Origin of the sequence: Blastococcus sp. VKM Ac-2987 (genome assembly GCF_026967805.1) — a bacterium.
GTDB lineage: Bacteria > Actinomycetota > Actinomycetes > Mycobacteriales > Geodermatophilaceae > Blastococcus.
Map to the genome: position 1 here is coordinate 324,420 of NZ_JAPVBG010000003.1, position 16,430 is coordinate 340,849.

Here is a 16,430-nt window from a genome sequence, read left to right on the forward strand (position 1 = left end):
CCCGCATGGAACTCCCCGCCTGGTTCGAGATCGCGACGTTCGTGGGGCTCACCGTCCTGCTGCTCGCCGACCTCGCGATCGTCGCCCGCCGCCCGCACGAGCCCTCCATCAAGGAGGCGAGCCTCTGGGTCAGCTTCTACGTCAGCCTGGCGCTGATCTTCGGCGTCCTCATGCTGGCGTTCACGAACGGCACCTACGCCACGGAGTTCTACGCCGGCTGGCTCACCGAGTACTCGCTCTCGGTCGACAACCTCTTCGTCTTCGTGATCATCATGGCCCGCTTCCAGGTGCCGCGGAAGTTCCAGCAGGAAGCGCTGATGATCGGCATCATCATCGCGCTCGTCCTGCGCGGGATCTTCATCCTGATCGGTGCCGTGGTCATCGAGCGGTTCGTGTGGGTCTTCTACATCTTCGGCATCTTCCTGATCTACACCGCGATCAACCTCGTCAAGCACCGCGGCGAGGACGAGGACTACGAGGAGAACGCCTTCATCCGGCGGATGCGCAAGGTCCTGCCGATCACGAAGGACTACCACGGCGCGAAGATCCGGGTGACCGAGAACGGCAAGAAGATGTGGACGCCGATGATCGTGGTGATCCTCGCGCTCGGCACCACGGACCTGATCTTCGCGCTGGACAGCATCCCGGCCATCTTCGGGCTCACCCGCGAGCCGTTCATCGTCTTCACGGCCAACGTCTTCGCCCTCATGGGGCTGCGCCAGCTGTACTTCCTGCTCGGTGGCCTGCTGAAGCGGCTGGTGTACCTCTCCCTGGGGCTCGCCGTCATCCTGGCCTTCATCGGCGTCAAGCTGATCCTCGAGGCGCTGCACGAGAACCAGCTGCCGTTCGCCGGTGAGCGCGAGCCCCTCGAGAGCATCCCCGAGATCCCGATCTGGCTCTCGCTCTCCATCATCCTGGGCGTGCTCGTGGTCGCCACGGTGGCCAGCCTGGTGAAGACCCGCGGCCAGTTCGCCACGGCCGGTCCGCCGGACGTCGACACCGAGACGGCGAAGTCCGTCCCGACCGGCGGCCCCGAGGCCGCGGCCGCGGCCGAGGCGCGGATCGCCGAGCAGAACGACCCCGGCAAGAGCGCCGGCCAGCGCTGAGGCCCGCCGCCCCCGCACGGGGGCGGCGGACCCGCCGGGCAGCTCGGCTAGCGTCGCCGGCATGCGGCCGACCGACCTCGCGCTCCTGCGCGTCCCCGGGACGCCGGCGATCTCACCGGACGGACGCATGGCGGTCGTGGCCGTCGGCTGGCCCGACCTCGAGGCGGACGAGTACCGCAGCCAGCTGTGGGCGGTCCCGACCGACGGCGCGGCCCCGGCCCGGCCCCTGACCTCCGGTCACCGGGACACCGATCCGGTGTTCTCCCCGGACGGGCGGTGGCTGGCCTACCGGGGTGCCGAGGCCGGGGGCCGCCCGCAGCTGCGGGTGCTGCCCGCAGCCGGGGGCGCCCCGCGCCGGCTGACCGACCACCCGCTGGGCGCCGGAGCGCCGGTCTGGTCGCCGGACTCGCGCCGGCTGGCCTACGTCGCCCGGGTGCCCGAGCACGGCCGCTACGGCACCGTGCCCGGCGTCGACGCGGCCGCCGAGCCACCCCGCCTGATCACCACGCTGGCGTACCGGCTGGACGGCGTGGGGTTCCTGCACGACCGGCCCGGCCAGGTCTTCGTCGTCGCGCTGCCGGCGGACTTCGCCGACGACGCCGCCCCGCAGCCGCGGCCGGCCCAGGTGACCAGCGGCGACGCCGACTGCACCGACGTCACCTGGCGCCCCGACGGCACCGAGCTGGCGTTCGTCTCGGCGCGGCACGAGCGGGCCGGCCGCGACCTGGTCCGCGACGTGCACGCCGTCCAGCCCGACGGCACCGGCCTGCGCCGGCTCACGGGGTCCCGCGCCGACTGCGCGCACCCCGCGTACACCCCCGACGGCTCGTCGCTCGTGGTCACCGCCGTCCCCGACCGGGGCCCCGACGGGCTCGACGTCGTCGCCCGGCAGGCGGTGCCCTGCCGGCTGCCCGCCGAGGGCGGGCCGCTCGTGCCGCTGCTCGACCCCGAGCTGCACCAGCGCGGGGACGCCACGGCGGCGACCGTGCTGGCCGACGACGCCGTGCTGGTGGGCGTGGAGCGGCGGGGCACGGTCGAGCTGCTCCGCGTGCCCCTGGACGGCGGCGCGCCCGAGACGCTCGTCGAGGGGCCGTTCGCGGTCCGGGGGATCGCGGCCGCCGCGGGGGTCGTCGTCGCCACCGTCGCGCACGACCGGTCGGCGGGGGAGCTGCTTGCCCTCACCGACGGCGGGCGCCGGCTGCTCACCGGGTTCGGCCGCGAGCTGGGTGCGACCGGCCGGCTGTTCCCGGCGCAGGAGCGCACGGCTCCCGCGCCGGACGGCTACCCGGTGCACGGGTGGGTGACCACGCCGCCGGGGCCGGGCCCGCACCCGGTTCTCCTGACCCTGCACGGCGGGCCGTTCCGCCAGTACGACCGGGGCCTGCTCGACGAGACGCAGGTGTACGTCTCGGCGGGCTACGCGGTGGTGCAGTGCAACCCGCGAGGCTCGTCGGGCTACGGCGCCGAGCACGGTCGTGCGATCCGCGGTGCATGGGGCGGGCCGGACGCCGACGACGTCCTCGCGTTCCTCGACGCGGCACTGAGCGACCCGGCGCTCGACGCGGACCGGGTGGGCATCGCGGGCGGCTCCTACGGCGGGTACCTGGTGGCCCGGCTCATCGCCCGCACCGACCGGTTCGCCGCCGCCGTGGTGGAGCGGGCGGTCACCGACCCGGCCAGCTTCACCGGCACCTCCGACGTCGGCTGGTACCTGACCGACCAGTACCTCGGCACCGATCCGGAGCGGCTGGCCGCGCAGAGCGCGCTGGCGCAGGCCGGGTCGATCAGCACGCCGACCCTGGTCGTCCACGCGGAGGACGACCGGCGGACGCCCCTGGAGCAGGGCCAGCGGCTCTACGTGGAGCTGGCGCGTCGGGGTGTGCCGACCGAGCTGCTGCTGTTCCCGGGGGAGGGGCACGACCTCCCGCGCACCGGCCGGCCGAGGCACCGGCTGGCGCGCTTCGAGCACCTCCTGCGGTGGTGGGGGCGGTGGCTCCCCACGACCGCACCGGGTGCCTCCGCGCTGACGGTGGGTGAACTAGGCCCACCCTGAGTCATTCGTCATCGCTCTGCGTGTCGTGACTCGCATCACAGCAAACGCGCAGGTCGGCACCGGCGGGTCGTCCGGAGCCAGGGCCGCCCACCGGGCGCGTGGAACCGCCCCGGCCGCTCGACCGCCTATGCAACCCGGGTCGCGGGGGCGAGGGTCCCGGTGTCGACAACGGTGTCGACTGCCGGCGGCCACCCCGCCGGCGAGCACCGATCGAAGGGATCGAGCGTGAGCCAACGACGGACCGCGTCCGCACGACGGACGGCGGCTCGAACGATCGCCCTGGGCAGCGGCGCACTGCTGTTCGCCCTGGCGATGCCCACCACCGCCATCGCCGCACCGCGCGACTCGTGCGACCGCCGGCACAACATCACCTACGCCAAGCTGCTCGAGTGCGTGGACCTCGAGGACGTGCTCGAGCACCAGCGCGCCTTCCAGAAGATCGCCGACAACAGCGACGACCCGGACTACCCGGGCAGCCGCGCGGCGGGCACGGACGGCTATGCCGACAGCGTGGAGTACGTCGCGGGCATGCTGCGGGACGCCCGCCTGGACGTCACGCTGGATCCGGTCGAGGTCACGGTGAACTTCCCCGCCGAGCTGCGGCAGCTCACCCCGGTGGCGGCCGAGTACGAGACCGGGGTCTTCACCGGGAGCGGCTCGGGCGAGGTGGAGGGGACCGTGGTCCCCGTCGACATCAACCTGACGGATCCGGCCGCCTCCACGAGCGGCTGCGAGGCGGAGGACTTCGCCGGCGTGGACTGGAGCGGCAACGCGGACATCGCGCTGGTCCAGCGCGGCTTCTGCAACTTCGGGGACAAGGCCCTCAACGCCGATGAAGCCGGAGCGGAGGCCGTGGTCATCTTCAACCAGGGCAACGGCGAGGACCGGATGGAGCTGATCGTCGCCAACGCGGCCACCCTGGGCGACGGCAGGACGGTCACGCACAGCATCCCCGTGGTGGGCGCCAGCTTCGCGCAGGGCGTGGCCCTCGCGGAGGAAGGCGCGACCGCCTACGTGAACGTGCTCCCGGCGGAGACGCGCACGGACTACAACGTGATCGCCGAGGTGCGGGGCCGGGACAAGGACAACGTCGTCATGGCCGGCGCGCACCTCGACAGCGTCACCGAGGGCGCCGGCATCAACGACAACGGCTCGGGGTCGGCGGCCCTGCTCGAGACGGCGCTGTCGATGGCCAGCATGAAGCCGCACAACACCTTGCGGTTCGCGTGGTGGGCCGCGGAGGAGCAGGGGCTGGTCGGCTCGGCGAGCTACGTGGAGAAGCTGTCCCAGGCCGAGCGGGACCGCATCGCCCTCTACCTGAACTACGACATGGTCGGCTCGCCGAACTACGTCCAGATGGTCTACGACGCCGACCAGTCGACCTGGGAGGCGCCGGTGGTCATCCCCGAGGGCTCCACGGCCATCGAGGACCTCTTCGAGTCGTACTACACCTCGATCGGTGTGCCGTACGACGACGCCGAGTACTCCGGGCGCAGCGACTACCAGGCGTTCATCGAGGCCGGCATCCCCTCCGGTGGTCTGTTCACCGGCGCGGAGGTCGTGAAGACGCCGGAGCAGGCGACGATCTGGGGCGGCACCGCGGGTGAGTCGTTCGACCCGTGCTACCACCAGGCCTGCGACGACATCGACAACCTCGCCCTGGACGCGCTGGACGTCAACAGCGACGTCATGGCCTTCGCCATGCTCACCTACGCCTTCTCCACGGAGTCGGTGAACGGCGTGAAGGGCCGGCCGGTCCCCGGGCCGGCGTTCGAGCTGCCGGCCCCGGCGGGCGCGCGGGGCACGTTCGCGGAGGCCGCCGGCGGCGGTGGCCTGGAGCACGACCACGGTCACGACCACGACACCACGGGCTGACCGCTGACGGTGGCGCGGCCGCACCGGCCGCGCCACCGTCGGACCCCGACCGTTCGAGCCGCCGTCGGCGTTCCCGCGGGGAACGCCGACGGCGGCTCGTCGGCTACCGGGGCTCGTCCAGGCGGCGGACGACGCGCGCCGGGTTGCCGACCGCGACCACGTCGGCCGGCAGGTCGCGGGTCACGACGGCGCCAGCGCCGACGACGGTGTTCGCGCCGATGGTCACGCCGGCCAGCACGATGGCACCGCCGCCCAGCCAGACGTTGTCGCCGATGACGATGGGCAGCGCGGCCTCCCACTTCTGCCGCCGCGGTTCCGCCTCGACGGGATGGGTGGGCGTCAGCAGCTGCACGTTCGGCCCGATCTGCACGTCGTCGCCGATGGTGATGGGTGCGACGTCGAGGGCCACCAGGCCGTAGTACGCGAAGCAGCGGGCACCGATCGAGAGGTGGCGGCCGTAGTCGACCCGCAGCGGCGGCCGGATCTCGGTGCCCTCGCCGACCGAGGCCAGCAGCTCGGCCAGCAGCCGCCGGCGCAGCGGCCCCTGCCGCGCCGACGTCGCGTTGTACGCGTCGGCGAGGTCCAGGGCGCGCGCGCCCAGCTCACCGAGCTCGGGGTCGTCGGCGAGGTAGAGCTCGCCGGCCAGCATCCGCTCCCGCATCGAGCGGCCGTCGTCCTCCGGTGCGGTCGTCACGCGCCGGACCTACGCAGCCGCACGCTCGGCCGGCGGGCGGCGCGGGATCGCCGTTCCCGTCCCGGGAAGAGGTGTCGAACCGGCCGCTGGGGCCTAGCGTGCGCAGGATGGCGCTCATCTACCCGGTCCGGATCGACTCCCCGGAACCTGACGACGACTCACCCCCGGAATTCTCCGAGCTCGCGGCGGACCTGTCGGACAACTGGCTGGTCGAGGTGGACCTCGGCGAGGACGGCGACGACGCCTGCTTCGGCCCGCTGACCCCGCGGGCCGCGTGGGACCTGGCGCTCGGCGTCGACGAGCGGCAGCCGGAGTGGACGGTGTCGGTGCTGCCGCTGCACGTCCCCGGCACCGCCGACGAGCTGGTCGCCCTCTTCACCGAGGACTGACACGCGGCGACCCGGACGGCGCCGTCCGGGTCGGGCCGTCCCGAGCCGGCCCCCGCGCGGGCGCCGGGCGTCCCGGGGATGAGGGCTCTCTCATCCGCGGCTCACCGGGATGCCACCGGCGCGGGGAACGGTGAGGTCACCCACTCGACACCGGACGTCCACGTCCTCGTCGCCGGAGGACCTCATGTCGCTGCCGCTCCACCGTTCCCGTCCCGCCCCGGTCCCATCGCGGCAGCGGCGGGTCGCGTTCTACTCGCACGACACCCAGGGCCTCGGGCACACGCGCCGCAACATCGCGCTGGCCGCCGCGCTGGTGGCGGCCGACCCCCGCACGGACGTGCTCCTGCTGACCGGGAACCCGGAGGCGGCGATGCTGCCGCTGCCGCCGCGCACCGACGTCCTCACCCTGCCGACCATCCGCAAGACCGGGGACGGCGACTACGCCTCCCGGGCGCTGGTCAGCCCGCTCGAGGTGGTGCTCGACGTCCGGGCACGCATCCTGGACGCCGCGCTCGGTTCCTTCGCGCCGGACCTGCTGGTGGTGGACAAGGTCGCCGCCGGGATCCGCGGCGAGCTGCTGCCGGCGCTGAGCACGCTGCGCGAGCTGGGCGGCACCCGTGTCGTGCTCGGCCTGCGCGAGGTGCTGGACCGCCCGGAGGTGGCGATCGACGAGTGGGCGCGGTCGGCCACCACCGAGGTCCTCACCGACTACTACGACGCGGTGTGGGTCTACGGCGATCCCGGCGTCTACGACCCGGTCGTCGAGTACCGCCTGCCGCCCGAGGTGGCGGCCATGGTCGAGCACACCGGGTACCTCGGTCACGGCCGCGGCACCGCCGTCCGCCCGCGCACCCGTCCGACCGCCCGCGTCGCCCCGCCCGCCGGGCCCTACGTCCTCTGCATGGTGGGCGGCGGGCAGGACGGTCAGGAGCTGGCCCGGGCCTTCGCCGCGGCACCGCTCCCCGACGGCCACCGCGGCGTGCTGCTCACCGGCCCGTTCATGCAGCGGTCCGTGCGCGACGCCGTCACGGCGGCCGCCGCGGCCGGCGACCGCCTGACCGTCCTGGACTTCGTGCCCGACAGCGAGGAGTTCATCGCCGGCGCGGCCGCCGTGGTGTCGATGGGCGGCTACAACAGCGTCTGCGAGGTGCTGGCCGCCGGCAGCCGGGCGCTCGTGGTCCCCCGGGTGAGCCCCCGGGCGGAGCAGCTGCTGCGGGCCGAGCGGCTGGCCGCGCGCGGCCTGCTCGACTACTGCCACCCGGCCGGGCTGACCAGCGCCGTGCTCGGCGCGTGGCTGGCCGCCGCGGTCAGCACGCCCGCGCCGCCCGGGACCCCGGTCGACCTGGACGGGTTGCAGCGCGTCCCCTCCCTGGCCGACCGCCTGCTGGGCACGCAGCCCGCCCCCGCCCAGGGGCAGCCGGCCGGCGGCGACGTCCGCGTCGCGCCGAGGGGAGCCGACCGTGCAGCGGCCTGACCCGGTAGTCCCCGCGCCCCGGGTCGGCTACGTGCTGAAGATGTACCCCCGCTTCTCCGAGACCTTCGTGGTCACCGAGCTGCTCGCCCACCAGGAGCGCGGTCTCGATCTCACGGTGTTCTCCCTGCGGCCACCGGCCGACGGCCGCTTCCACGAGTCGCTGGCCCGCCTGCGGACGCCGGTCACCTACCTGCGCTCGTCGAGCATCCGCGCCGACGACCTGTGGACGGCGTTCCGGGACGCCCGCGCCGAGCTGCCCGAGCTGGCCCGGCACGCCGACGAGCTGTGGGACGCCGACGCCCGCGACGCCGTGCAGGCGGTGGAGCTGGCGCTGGCCGCCCGCGCCGCGGGGATCACGCACCTGCACGCCCACTTCGCGTCGGTCGCCACCACGGTCGCCCGGCTCGCCGCCCGGCTGGCGGGGATCACGTACTCCTTCACCGCCCACGCGAAGGACATCTTCCACAGCGAGGTCAGCGACGACGACCTGCGCGTCAAGCTCGCCGACGCCGCCGACGTCGTCACGATCAGCAACTACAACCTCGGCCACCTGCGCGCACGCTTCGGGCCCGCGGCCGACGGGGTCCGGCGGGTCTACAACGGCCTCGACCTGGCGGCCTTCCCGCACACCTCGCCGGCGGACCGCCCGCCGGTGGTGGCCGCGGTCGGCCGGTTCGTGGAGAAGAAGGGGTTCGGGGACCTGCTGGAGGCCGTCGCGCTGCTCCGCGCCCGCGGGCGGGACGTCTCGGTGCAGCTGGTGGGCACCGGCCCGCTGGGGCCCGAGCTGGCCGCCCGGCTCGACCGCCTGGGGCTCCGGGACGCCGTCACGATGACCGGGGCGCTGACCCAGGAGGAGGTGCGGGCGGTGGTCGGCGCGGCCGCCGCGTTCGCCGCGCCCTGCGTCGTCGGCGCCGACGGGAACCGGGACGGGCTGCCCACCGTGCTGCTGGAGGCGATGGCGCTCGGGACGCCGTGCGTCGCGACGCCGGTGACCGGCATCCCCGAGGTCCTGCGGCACGAGGAGACCGGCCTCCTGGTGCCCGAGCGCGATCCGGGGGCCCTCGCGGCCGCCCTCGACCGGCTGCTGGGGGATGCCGGCCTGCGCACCCGCCTGGCGACGGCCGCCCGGCAGCGCATCGAGGCGGACTTCGACGCCCGCCGGCAGGCGGCCGGCGTGGCGGCCGGCTTCCCGCCGCCTGCGCCCGCCGCCCCGGCCGGCGCGCCGGCGGAGCGGCCGCGCGCCGGGGTGGCCGGCTGATGCGCGTCGCCGTCGTCTGCACCGACCCCGGCATCCCGGTCATCGGCCGCAAGGGCGCCTCGGTGCACCTGCAGGCGGTGCTGCGCGTGCTGGTCGCCGACGGGCACGAGGTGCACCTTCTCAGCCCCCGCCCGGGCGGCGCACCACCGGCCGGCGTCCGGCTGCACGGCCTGCCGCCGGTCACCGGGAGGGACGGCGACCGGGAGCGCTCCGCGCAGGCCTGCGACGCCGCGGTCGGTGCCTGCCTCGACCGGATCGGCCCCGACCTCGTCTACGAGCGGTACTCCCTGTGGGGTCGCACGGCGACCGCGTGGGCGCAGGCCGCCGGCGTGCCCAGCGTGCTGGAGGTCAACGCGCCGCTGCCCCGGGAGCAGGCCACCCACCGGTCCCTGGCCGACCGCGCGGGGGCCGAGGCCGTCGCCGGCGCGGCCCTCTCCGCGGCGACGGCCGTCGTGTGCGTCAGCGACGCGGTCGCCGACTGGGCCCGGTCGAGGTCCGGCCGCCCCGACCGGGTGCACACCGAGCCCAACGGCGTCGACGTCGACCGGGTGCGGCCGGCCGCGGGCCCGGTGACCCCGGCGTCGGGAACACCGTTCACGGTCGGCTTCGTCGGCACCCTCAAGCTGTGGCACGGCGTGGAGACGCTGGTCGAAGCCGTCGCCGCGCTGACGGCGCAGGACCCGACCTGGCGGCTGCTGCTGGTGGGCGACGGGCCGACGGCGACCGCGCTGCTCGCCCGCGCGGCCGAGCTCGGCGTCGCGGTCGAGGCGACCGGCTCGCTGCCGCCGGAGGACGTGCCGGCCCAGCTGCACCGGATGGACGTCGGCGTGGCGCCCTATCCCGCCGACGCGGACAGCTACTTCTCCCCGCTGAAGGTGTACGAGTACCTCGCCGCCGGGCTCCCGGTCGTCGCCAGCCGGGTCGGGCAGCTGCCGGCCGTCCTCGGCAGCGGTCCCGGCGGGCGGCCGCTGGGCGTGCTCGTCCCGCCCGGCGACGCCGTGGCGCTGGCCGCTGCGCTGGTGTCGCTCCGCGGGGACCCGGACGCCCGGACCCGGCTGCGCGCCGACGGGCGCGCCGCCGCGGTGGCCAGGCACGCGTGGCGGGACGTCGTCCGCCGCTCGCTGGCGCACGCGCTGGGGACGCCGGCGGGACCGGTGCGGGCGGTGCCCGGGGGGCCGCGGTGAGGGCCGTCCGGGCGATCCGCCGGGACCGGCCGACCGGCCTGCGCTCGGCGGTGCCGGGGCTGCGACGCACGCTGCGCCGCTTCGCCCCGCACGTGCGCAGCCAGCGCGGCCTGCTGGTCCTGGGCCTGCTCGCGCTGCTCGTCGAGGTGGCGATGCGGCTGCTCGAGCCCTGGCCCCTGGCGTGGGTCATCGACGCGGTCGTGGTCGCCGCCGGCGCCGACCTCTCCGTCGCGCCGCCCGACAACCTGGGCGCCGTGCTGGTGGTCGCCTCCGTCGCCGTCTTCGGGGTCATCGCGCTGCGGGCGCTGGCCTCGTTCGCCATGACGCTCTGCTTCGCGCTGGCCGGGAACCGGGTGCTCACCCGGGTCCGGAGCGAGCTGTACGCCCACCTCAACCGGCTGTCGATGGGGTACCACGACCGCGCCCGGACCGGTGACCTGGTCACCCGCGTCACGGGGGACGTCGGCCGGCTGCAGGAGGCGACGGTGACCGCGGCGCTGCCGCTGTTCGGCAACGTCGTCACCCTGCTCGGGATGCTCGTGGTCATCGCCGTGCTCAACCTGCAGCTGGCGCTGGTCGTGCTCCTGGTGTTCCCGATCTTCGGGCTGGTCAGCGTGCGGCTGACCCGGCGGATCAGCGGTGTCTCGCGGACCCAGCGCACGGCCGAGGGGGCGCTGGCCTCGCTGGCCACGGAGTCGCTCGGCGCGATGACCGTCGTGCAGAGCTACTCCCTGGAGGCGCGCATGCAGGAGCGCTTCAGCGGCAGCAACGAGCGCAGCCTGCGCGACGGCGTGCAGGCCAAGCGGCTCTCCGCCGGCCTGGAACGCAGCACCGACGTCCTCGTCGGCCTGGCCACCGGCGTCGTCCTCTACGTCGGTGCCCGGCAGGTCCTCGCCGGCGACCTCACCCCCGGCGAGCTCACCGTGTTCCTCACCTACCTGAAGACGGCGTTCAAGCCGATGCGCGACATCGCCAAGTACACCGGCCGGATCTCCAAGGCGGCCGCGTCGGGGGAGCGCATCGTCGACGTCCTGGAGGTCGAGCCGCAGCTGCGGGACGCCCCGTGGGCGCGCCCGTGCCCCGCGCTCCTGGGCTACGTCGAGTTCGACGACGTCCACCTCGCCTACGAGCCGGGGCACCCGGTGCTGCGCGGGCTGAGCGCGCGCGTCCGGCCGGGGGAGCGGATCGCCGTCGTGGGCCCCTCGGGCGCCGGGAAGTCCACCCTGGTCTCGCTGCTCTCCCGCCTGCGCGACCCCGACTCCGGCACCGTCTCCTTCGACGGGCACGACCTGCGCGACCTCACCGTCGCGTCGGTGCGCGCGCAGGTGTCGATCGTGCTGCAGGAGAGCGTGCTGTTCGCCGCTCCGGTGCGGGAGAACATCGCGCTGGGGGTCGACCGGGAGGTGACGCAGGAGGAGATCGAGGCGGCCGCCCGGCTCGCCGGCGCGCACGACTTCGTGACCCTGCTGCCGCAGGGCTACGACACGGTGGTCGGCGAGCGCGGCTCGACGCTCTCCGGGGGGCAGCGCCAGCGGATCGCCATCGCCCGCGCCGCGTTGCGCGACGCCCCGATCGTGGTCCTCGACGAGGCGCTCACCGGGCTCGACGAGGACACCGAGGCCGAGGTCACCGCGGCGCTGGCCCGGCTGACCCGCGGGCGCACCACGTTCGTGATCACCCACGACCTCGCCGCCGCCCGGAACGCCGACCGGGTGCTCTGGATGGAGGACGGCCGGATCGTCCGCGCCGGCCGGCCCGAGGAGATCCTGCCGCCCGGCCCGGTCGCGCTGCCGGCGGTTCCGCCCCCGGCCGTCCCGGTCCGCGGCGTGCCGGCGGAGCGGCCGCCGGCCCGTCCCGAGGAGTTCCCCCGTGCGGCCCGCTGACGCCGATCTCGCCGCCCGCGACCGGGCCCTCCCGGGTCTGCCGGTGCTGCTGGACGACGACCTGCTGGCCGGCTGGCTGGCCGGGCGCGGCCTCGGACCGGGGCGACGCCGCTACCTCCGGTACAAGCCCGGCACGAGCTGCGTCCTCGGCCTGGAGCTGCGCACCGGCGGGGGCCCGGTCCCGGCGGTGCTCGGCGCCTGGTCCGCCGACAGCTCGCCCAAGCTCGGCAAGACCCGCCTCCGCGCCTCGAGCGGGACGGTCCTCGCGGTCGACGAGGGCAGCCACCTGCTGCTCACCACCGGCGAGGCCGACCGCGACCTGCCGGCGATCGCCGCGCTGGCCGGGCGGGGCGGCCCGGCTGCGGTCCTGGCGCCGCTGCTCCCGGGGTGGCCGCTCGACGCGGCCACGGTCCGGGTGCTGCGCTACAAGCCCGCCCGCCGGTGGGTCGGCATCCTCGCCCCGGCCGGCCGGGACCCGCTGCTGCTGCGCGTCCACCGGCCGGCGGTCAGCGCGGAGCTGCTGGCCGCGCTCACCGCGTTCGGGACGGCCCGGGTGCGCACCCCGGGGGTCGTCGCCGCCGACGTCGGCCTGGGTCTGACGGTCATGGAATGGCTGCCCGGGCAGGCGCTGAGCGACCTCCCGGCCGGCGACCGGGGGCACCTCCTCCGGCCGACGGGCCGGGTGCTCGCCCAGCTGCACCAGCACCCGGCACCCGGGCTGCGCCCGCGCCGCTCCGGTGCGGCGGCGGAGAGCGCGCGGGCGGCCGCCACCCTCGTGGCGCGGCTGCTCCCGGCCCAGGCCGGCCGGGCGCTCGGGCTGGCGGAGGCCATCGGCAGGCAGCTGCGGCCGCCGTCCGGGCTGCGGGTCTCCCACGGCGACTTCTCGGCCGACCAGGTGGTCGTCGGTCCGGACGGCCCCGCGCTCGCCGACCTCGACGAGGTGGCCCTCGACGACCCCGCCGTCGACCTCGGGTCGATGACCGCCAGCGCGCGCCTCGACGGCACCGGGCACGACGGCGACGTCGGCCCCGTGCTCGCCGGCTACGCGACCACCCGGCCCCTTCCCCCCGCGCGGCAGCTGGCCGCTCACACGGCCGCCGCGCTGCTGCGCCGGGCGCCCGAGCCCTTCCGGCTGGCCGCCCCCTCGTGGGAGGCGGGTGTGGTCCGCGCGCTGGACGCGGCCGAGGAGGTCCTGCCGTGAGCGGTGCGGACGGCGGGGGAGCGGCCGCCCGGCTGGCCACCGCCGGCGCCGACGTCGGGAGCCGGGGCGGTCGGCTGCTGCGGGCCTGGCCGCGCAGCCCGGAGCACCTGCTGCTGGAGATCGCCCTGGGCGGGGCGCCGACCGCCGGGCAGTGGTTCGCGGACCCGGACCGGGCCCGGGCGGTCGCCTCGGCGACGGTCGGCGCGACCGTGCGCGGCCGGCTCGTGCTGCAGCCGCGGGGCGCCGACCGCCGGCTGCGCGGCCTCGGCGACCTGCTCGCCGCACCGGGCGCCGCGCTGCTGGCCCACCGTCCGGAGCGGCGCGCGGTGCTGCGCCACCCCGGACCCGGCGGGGCGACGGTCTACACCAAGGTGGTGCGGCCGGACCGGCTGCCGGACCTGCTCCTCGCCGCCGAGCGGGTGACCGGGCTGCCCGTGCGCACGCCCCGGCTGATCGGCTCCGACCCCCGGCTCGGCCGCCTGACCACGGCGGCGCTCCCGGGCCGGCCGCTGCACGAGTTGCTGGGCTCGCCCGCCGCGGTCCCGGCCTGCCGGGCCCTGGGGGCCGCCCTCGCGGCGCTCCACGCGGCGCCGGTGCCGCCGGGCACGCCGGTGCACGACGCGGCGGCCGAGGTGGCGGTGCTCCGCCGGTGGTCGGAGCTGGCCCGCACGTGGGGTGCGGCGGACATCGCCGGCGTCGAGGAGGCGGCCGGTGCACTGGCGGCCGGGCCGGCCGGGCGGCCGGTGCTCCTCCACCGCGACCTGCACGACCGGCAGGTCCTCGTGGCCGGTGACGGCTCCGTCGGGCTGCTCGACCTCGACCTGCTCGCGGCGGGCGAGCCGGCGCTCGACCTGGCCAACCTGCTCGTCCACCTGGAGCTGCGCGAGCGGCAGGGCCTCCTCCGGGACGCGGCGGTGCTGCGGGAGGCGGTGCTCGAGGGGTACCGGCCCTCCGGCGCCACGCTCGACCGGGTGCCCGCCCACGCGGCGGCGACCCGGCTCCGGCTCGCCGCGGTGTACGCCTTCCGCCCCGGCGCACCGGTCAGCTGACGCTGCGTGGCTGCCCGGTCCGGCCGGTCACCAGCCGCGCTCGCGCCACTCCGCGAGGTGCGGGCGCTCGGCGCCGATGGTCGTGTCGCTGCCGTGCCCGGGGTAGACCCACGCCTCGTCGGGCAGGACGGCGAACAGCCGCTGCTCGACGTCGTCGACCAGGCTGGCGAAGTCCTCCGCCGACCACGTCTTCCCGACCCCGCCGGGGAAGAGGCTGTCGCCGGTGAAGACGTGCACGCCGGCGTCGCCGGGGCCGCGCCAGACCAGCGCGATGCTCCCCGGGGTGTGCCCGCGCAGGTGCACCACCTCGAGCACCTGCGCGCCGACGGTCACCGGATCGCCGTGCTCCACCGGCCGCTGCACCGGCACCGGGAGCTCGGCGGCGTCGGCCGGGTGGGCGACGGTGACCGCGCCGGTCTCCCGGACGACGTCGGGCAGGGCCCGGTGGTGGTCCCAGTGGCGGTGGGTGGTGACGACGGTGCGCAGGTCGGTGCCCCCGATGAGCGCGCGCAGCGTCTCCGGCTCCGCCGCGGCGTCGACCAGCAGCGCCTCGCCGGTGGCCGTGCAGCGCAGCAGGTAGGCGTTGTTCGCCATCTCGCTCACCGCCACCTTGGTGATGGTCAGCCCGGGCAGCTCGCGCACGTCGGCGGGACCACCCACCGCGACGTCCCCGGTGTAGGTAGAGGTGCTCATCCGGACTCCGTTCGGAAAGTGTCGGCGGCCGCCGTTACGGTCCAGGTATGGACGCTAGCGGAGGTGTCGGCACTGCTCAGGGCGGAGCGGGGGGCGGTGCGCGGGACGGCGGGCCGATCGTCGGCCTGACGGCCACCGAGATCGCCACCCGGGTCCGGGCGGGGGAGCTGACGGCCGTCGAGGTGGTGCGCGCCCACCTCGACCACATCGAGGCGGTCGACGCCCGCGTCGGGGCCTTCCGCGTCGTCCGGCGCGAGGCGGCGCTGGCCGAGGCCGCGGCGGTCGACGCCAGCCTGACCCGGTTCGCGCTGCCGCTGGCCGGCGTCCCGGTGGCGATCAAGGACAACGTGCAGGTGGCGGGGGAGACCTGCACCGACGGCTCGCCCGGCCGCCGGTCCGAGCCGGAGCGGAAGGACCACGCCGTGGTCACCCGGCTGCGCAAGGCCGGGGCGGTGATCGTCGGGATCACCCGCGCACCCGAGCTCTGCCTCTACGCCGCCACCGACGGGCCCGGCACGGTCACCCGCAACCCCTGGGACACCGCCCTCTCGCCCGCGGGCAGCTCCGGCGGCAGCGCGGCGGCGGTCGCGTCCGGGTCGGTGCCGGTGGCGCACGGCAACGACGGCATGGGCTCGCTCCGGCTGCCCGCCGCGGCCTGCGGTCTGGTCACCCTGAAGCCCGGCGTCGGCGTCGTCCCCGGCGGCATCGGCGCGAACGACTGGTCGGGCATGGCCGTCAACGGGGCGCTGGCCACCACCGTGGCCGACCTGGCCGTCGCGCACGCCGTCCTCGCCGGCGAGCAGCCGGCCCCGCCGGCCGATCCCGGGCGCCCGCTGCGCATCGCCGTCAGCACCCGGTCGCCCGTCCCCGGCCTCGGTGGCGACGCCCCCGTCCGCGCCGCGGTCGACGCCGTGGTGGCGCAGCTGCGCGCCGCCGGGCACACCGTCGTCCGCCGGACGCCGCCGATCACCCCGGCGGCCGCCTTCGGCGCGGTGGTGCGCTGGATGGCCGGTGCGGAGGACGATGCCGAGTTCCTCGGCATCCCGCGGGCCGAGCTGCAGGCCCGCAGCCGCACCCATGCCCGGATGGGCCGGGTGGTGCGCCGCCTCGGGCTCGTGCGGCCGCGCACCCAGGAGCGCTTCCGCGAGCGGATGATCGGGTTCTTCGACGACGTCGACCTGCTGCTCACGCCGGTCACCACCGGCCCGCCGCTGCCCGCCCGGCCGTGGCACGAGCGGTCCTTCCTCGCCAACCTCACGGCCAACGCCCGGTGGGCGCCCTGGACGGCGGCCTGGAACCTGGCCGGGATCCCGGCCGCGGTGCTCCCGGCCGGCACCCGGCCGGGCGGGCTGCCGGTACCGGTCCAGTTCGTCGGCCCGCCCGGCGCCGAGGGGCTACTACTCTGGATCGCCGGAGAGCTCGAGGCGCGGCAGCCGTGGCGGCGGTACGCGCCGGTCTTCGACCCGACCGGGCCGGCGGCCGCGACCACCGCCTGATCGGTCCCGACCACGGCCGCACCGCCGCCGGGACCGGGCGCAGCTCACATCTCCCGGCGGACGACCCCCGGTCGC

General features: G+C 76.2%; 13 protein-coding genes. 11 read left to right on the forward strand and 2 right to left on the reverse strand.

Annotated elements, in window-relative coordinates; translation table 11 throughout:
* The first annotated feature begins 5 nt into the window (after positions 1-5).
* The 3 genes from O2W17_RS16865 (at position 6) to O2W17_RS16875 (ending at position 5,034) form a co-directional block, all read left to right on the forward strand.
* A complete protein-coding gene (locus tag O2W17_RS16865; RefSeq protein WP_269193601.1) occupies positions 6-1,106 on the forward strand; it encodes a TerC family protein in 1,101 nt (366 codons plus the stop codon).
* Between the two features lie 61 nt (positions 1,107-1,167).
* Complete coding sequence (locus O2W17_RS16870; RefSeq protein ID WP_269193602.1) at positions 1,168-3,159, forward strand: S9 family peptidase; 1,992 nt, start codon at positions 1,168-1,170, stop codon at positions 3,157-3,159.
* A 225-nt stretch (positions 3,160-3,384) separates the two neighbouring features.
* Entirely contained in the window at positions 3,385-5,034 is a 1,650-nt protein-coding gene (locus tag O2W17_RS16875; RefSeq protein WP_269193603.1) for a M28 family metallopeptidase, read from the forward strand.
* 103 nt (positions 5,035-5,137) lie between these two features.
* Here O2W17_RS16875 and O2W17_RS16880 read toward each other — a convergent pair whose 3' ends face one another.
* Positions 5,138-5,728, reverse strand: a complete 591-nt coding sequence (locus tag O2W17_RS16880; RefSeq protein WP_269193604.1) for a sugar O-acetyltransferase — start codon at positions 5,726-5,728, stop codon at positions 5,138-5,140.
* Positions 5,729-5,835: 107 nt separating this feature from the next.
* Here O2W17_RS16880 and O2W17_RS16885 point away from each other — a divergent pair, with 107 nt between their 5' ends.
* The 7 genes from O2W17_RS16885 to O2W17_RS16915 all read left to right on the forward strand — a co-directional run bounded on the left by O2W17_RS16885 (position 5,836) and on the right by O2W17_RS16915 (position 14,166).
* The gene (locus tag O2W17_RS16885) at positions 5,836-6,117 is read left to right on the forward strand and encodes a hypothetical protein (protein ID WP_269193605.1); all 282 of its coding nucleotides are present in this window, start codon (positions 5,836-5,838) and stop codon (positions 6,115-6,117) included.
* A gap of 184 nt (positions 6,118-6,301) precedes the next feature.
* Positions 6,302-7,591, forward strand: a complete 1,290-nt coding sequence (locus O2W17_RS16890) for a glycosyltransferase family protein (RefSeq protein ID WP_269193606.1) — start codon at positions 6,302-6,304, stop codon at positions 7,589-7,591.
* Positions 7,578-8,849 (forward strand): glycosyltransferase, encoded by a 1,272-nt coding sequence (locus O2W17_RS16895; RefSeq protein WP_269193607.1) that lies wholly within the window; start codon positions 7,578-7,580, stop codon positions 8,847-8,849. Before O2W17_RS16890 ends, O2W17_RS16895 begins: the two co-directional genes overlap by 14 nt.
* Positions 8,849-10,033: a glycosyltransferase family 4 protein gene (locus tag O2W17_RS16900; RefSeq protein WP_269193608.1), complete on the forward strand. Its 1,185-nt coding sequence runs from the start codon at positions 8,849-8,851 to the stop codon at positions 10,031-10,033. The genes O2W17_RS16895 and O2W17_RS16900 overlap by 1 nt, the downstream gene beginning before the upstream one ends.
* On the forward strand, positions 10,030-11,916 hold the full coding sequence (locus tag O2W17_RS16905; protein WP_269193609.1) for an ABC transporter ATP-binding protein: 1,887 nt from the start codon (positions 10,030-10,032) through the stop codon (positions 11,914-11,916). Before O2W17_RS16900 ends, O2W17_RS16905 begins: the two co-directional genes overlap by 4 nt.
* Positions 11,903-13,117, forward strand: coding sequence for an aminoglycoside phosphotransferase family protein (locus O2W17_RS16910; protein ID WP_269193610.1), 1,215 nt, complete (start codon positions 11,903-11,905; stop codon positions 13,115-13,117). Before O2W17_RS16905 ends, O2W17_RS16910 begins: the two co-directional genes overlap by 14 nt.
* Positions 13,114-14,166, forward strand: a complete 1,053-nt coding sequence (locus O2W17_RS16915) for a phosphotransferase (RefSeq protein WP_269193611.1) — start codon at positions 13,114-13,116, stop codon at positions 14,164-14,166. The genes O2W17_RS16910 and O2W17_RS16915 overlap by 4 nt, the downstream gene beginning before the upstream one ends.
* 27 nt (positions 14,167-14,193) lie before the next feature.
* On the opposite strand, the gene O2W17_RS16920 is transcribed toward O2W17_RS16915, so the two are convergent.
* The gene (locus O2W17_RS16920; protein WP_269193612.1) at positions 14,194-14,859 is read right to left on the reverse strand and encodes an MBL fold metallo-hydrolase; all 666 of its coding nucleotides are present in this window, start codon (positions 14,857-14,859) and stop codon (positions 14,194-14,196) included.
* Positions 14,860-14,906: 47 nt separating this feature from the next.
* Here O2W17_RS16920 and O2W17_RS16925 point away from each other — a divergent pair, with 47 nt between their 5' ends.
* Complete coding sequence (locus tag O2W17_RS16925; protein ID WP_269193613.1) at positions 14,907-16,355, forward strand: amidase; 1,449 nt, start codon at positions 14,907-14,909, stop codon at positions 16,353-16,355.
* Positions 16,356-16,430 lie beyond the last annotated feature (75 nt).

Coding starts and splice junctions, on each gene's coding strand:
- O2W17_RS16900 (WP_269193608.1), top strand. CDS start 8,849: ATGCGCGTCGCCGTCGTCTGCACCGACCCCGGCATCCCGGTCATCGGC.
- O2W17_RS16890 (WP_269193606.1), top strand. CDS start 6,302: ATGTCGCTGCCGCTCCACCGTTCCCGTCCCGCCCCGGTCCCATCGCGG.
- O2W17_RS16885 (WP_269193605.1), top strand. CDS start 5,836: ATGGCGCTCATCTACCCGGTCCGGATCGACTCCCCGGAACCTGACGAC.
- O2W17_RS16925 (WP_269193613.1), top strand. CDS start 14,907: ATGGACGCTAGCGGAGGTGTCGGCACTGCTCAGGGCGGAGCGGGGGGC.
- O2W17_RS16865 (WP_269193601.1), top strand. CDS start 6: ATGGAACTCCCCGCCTGGTTCGAGATCGCGACGTTCGTGGGGCTCACC.
- O2W17_RS16920 (WP_269193612.1), bottom strand. CDS start 14,859: ATGAGCACCTCTACCTACACCGGGGACGTCGCGGTGGGTGGTCCCGCC.
- O2W17_RS16870 (WP_269193602.1), top strand. CDS start 1,168: ATGCGGCCGACCGACCTCGCGCTCCTGCGCGTCCCCGGGACGCCGGCG.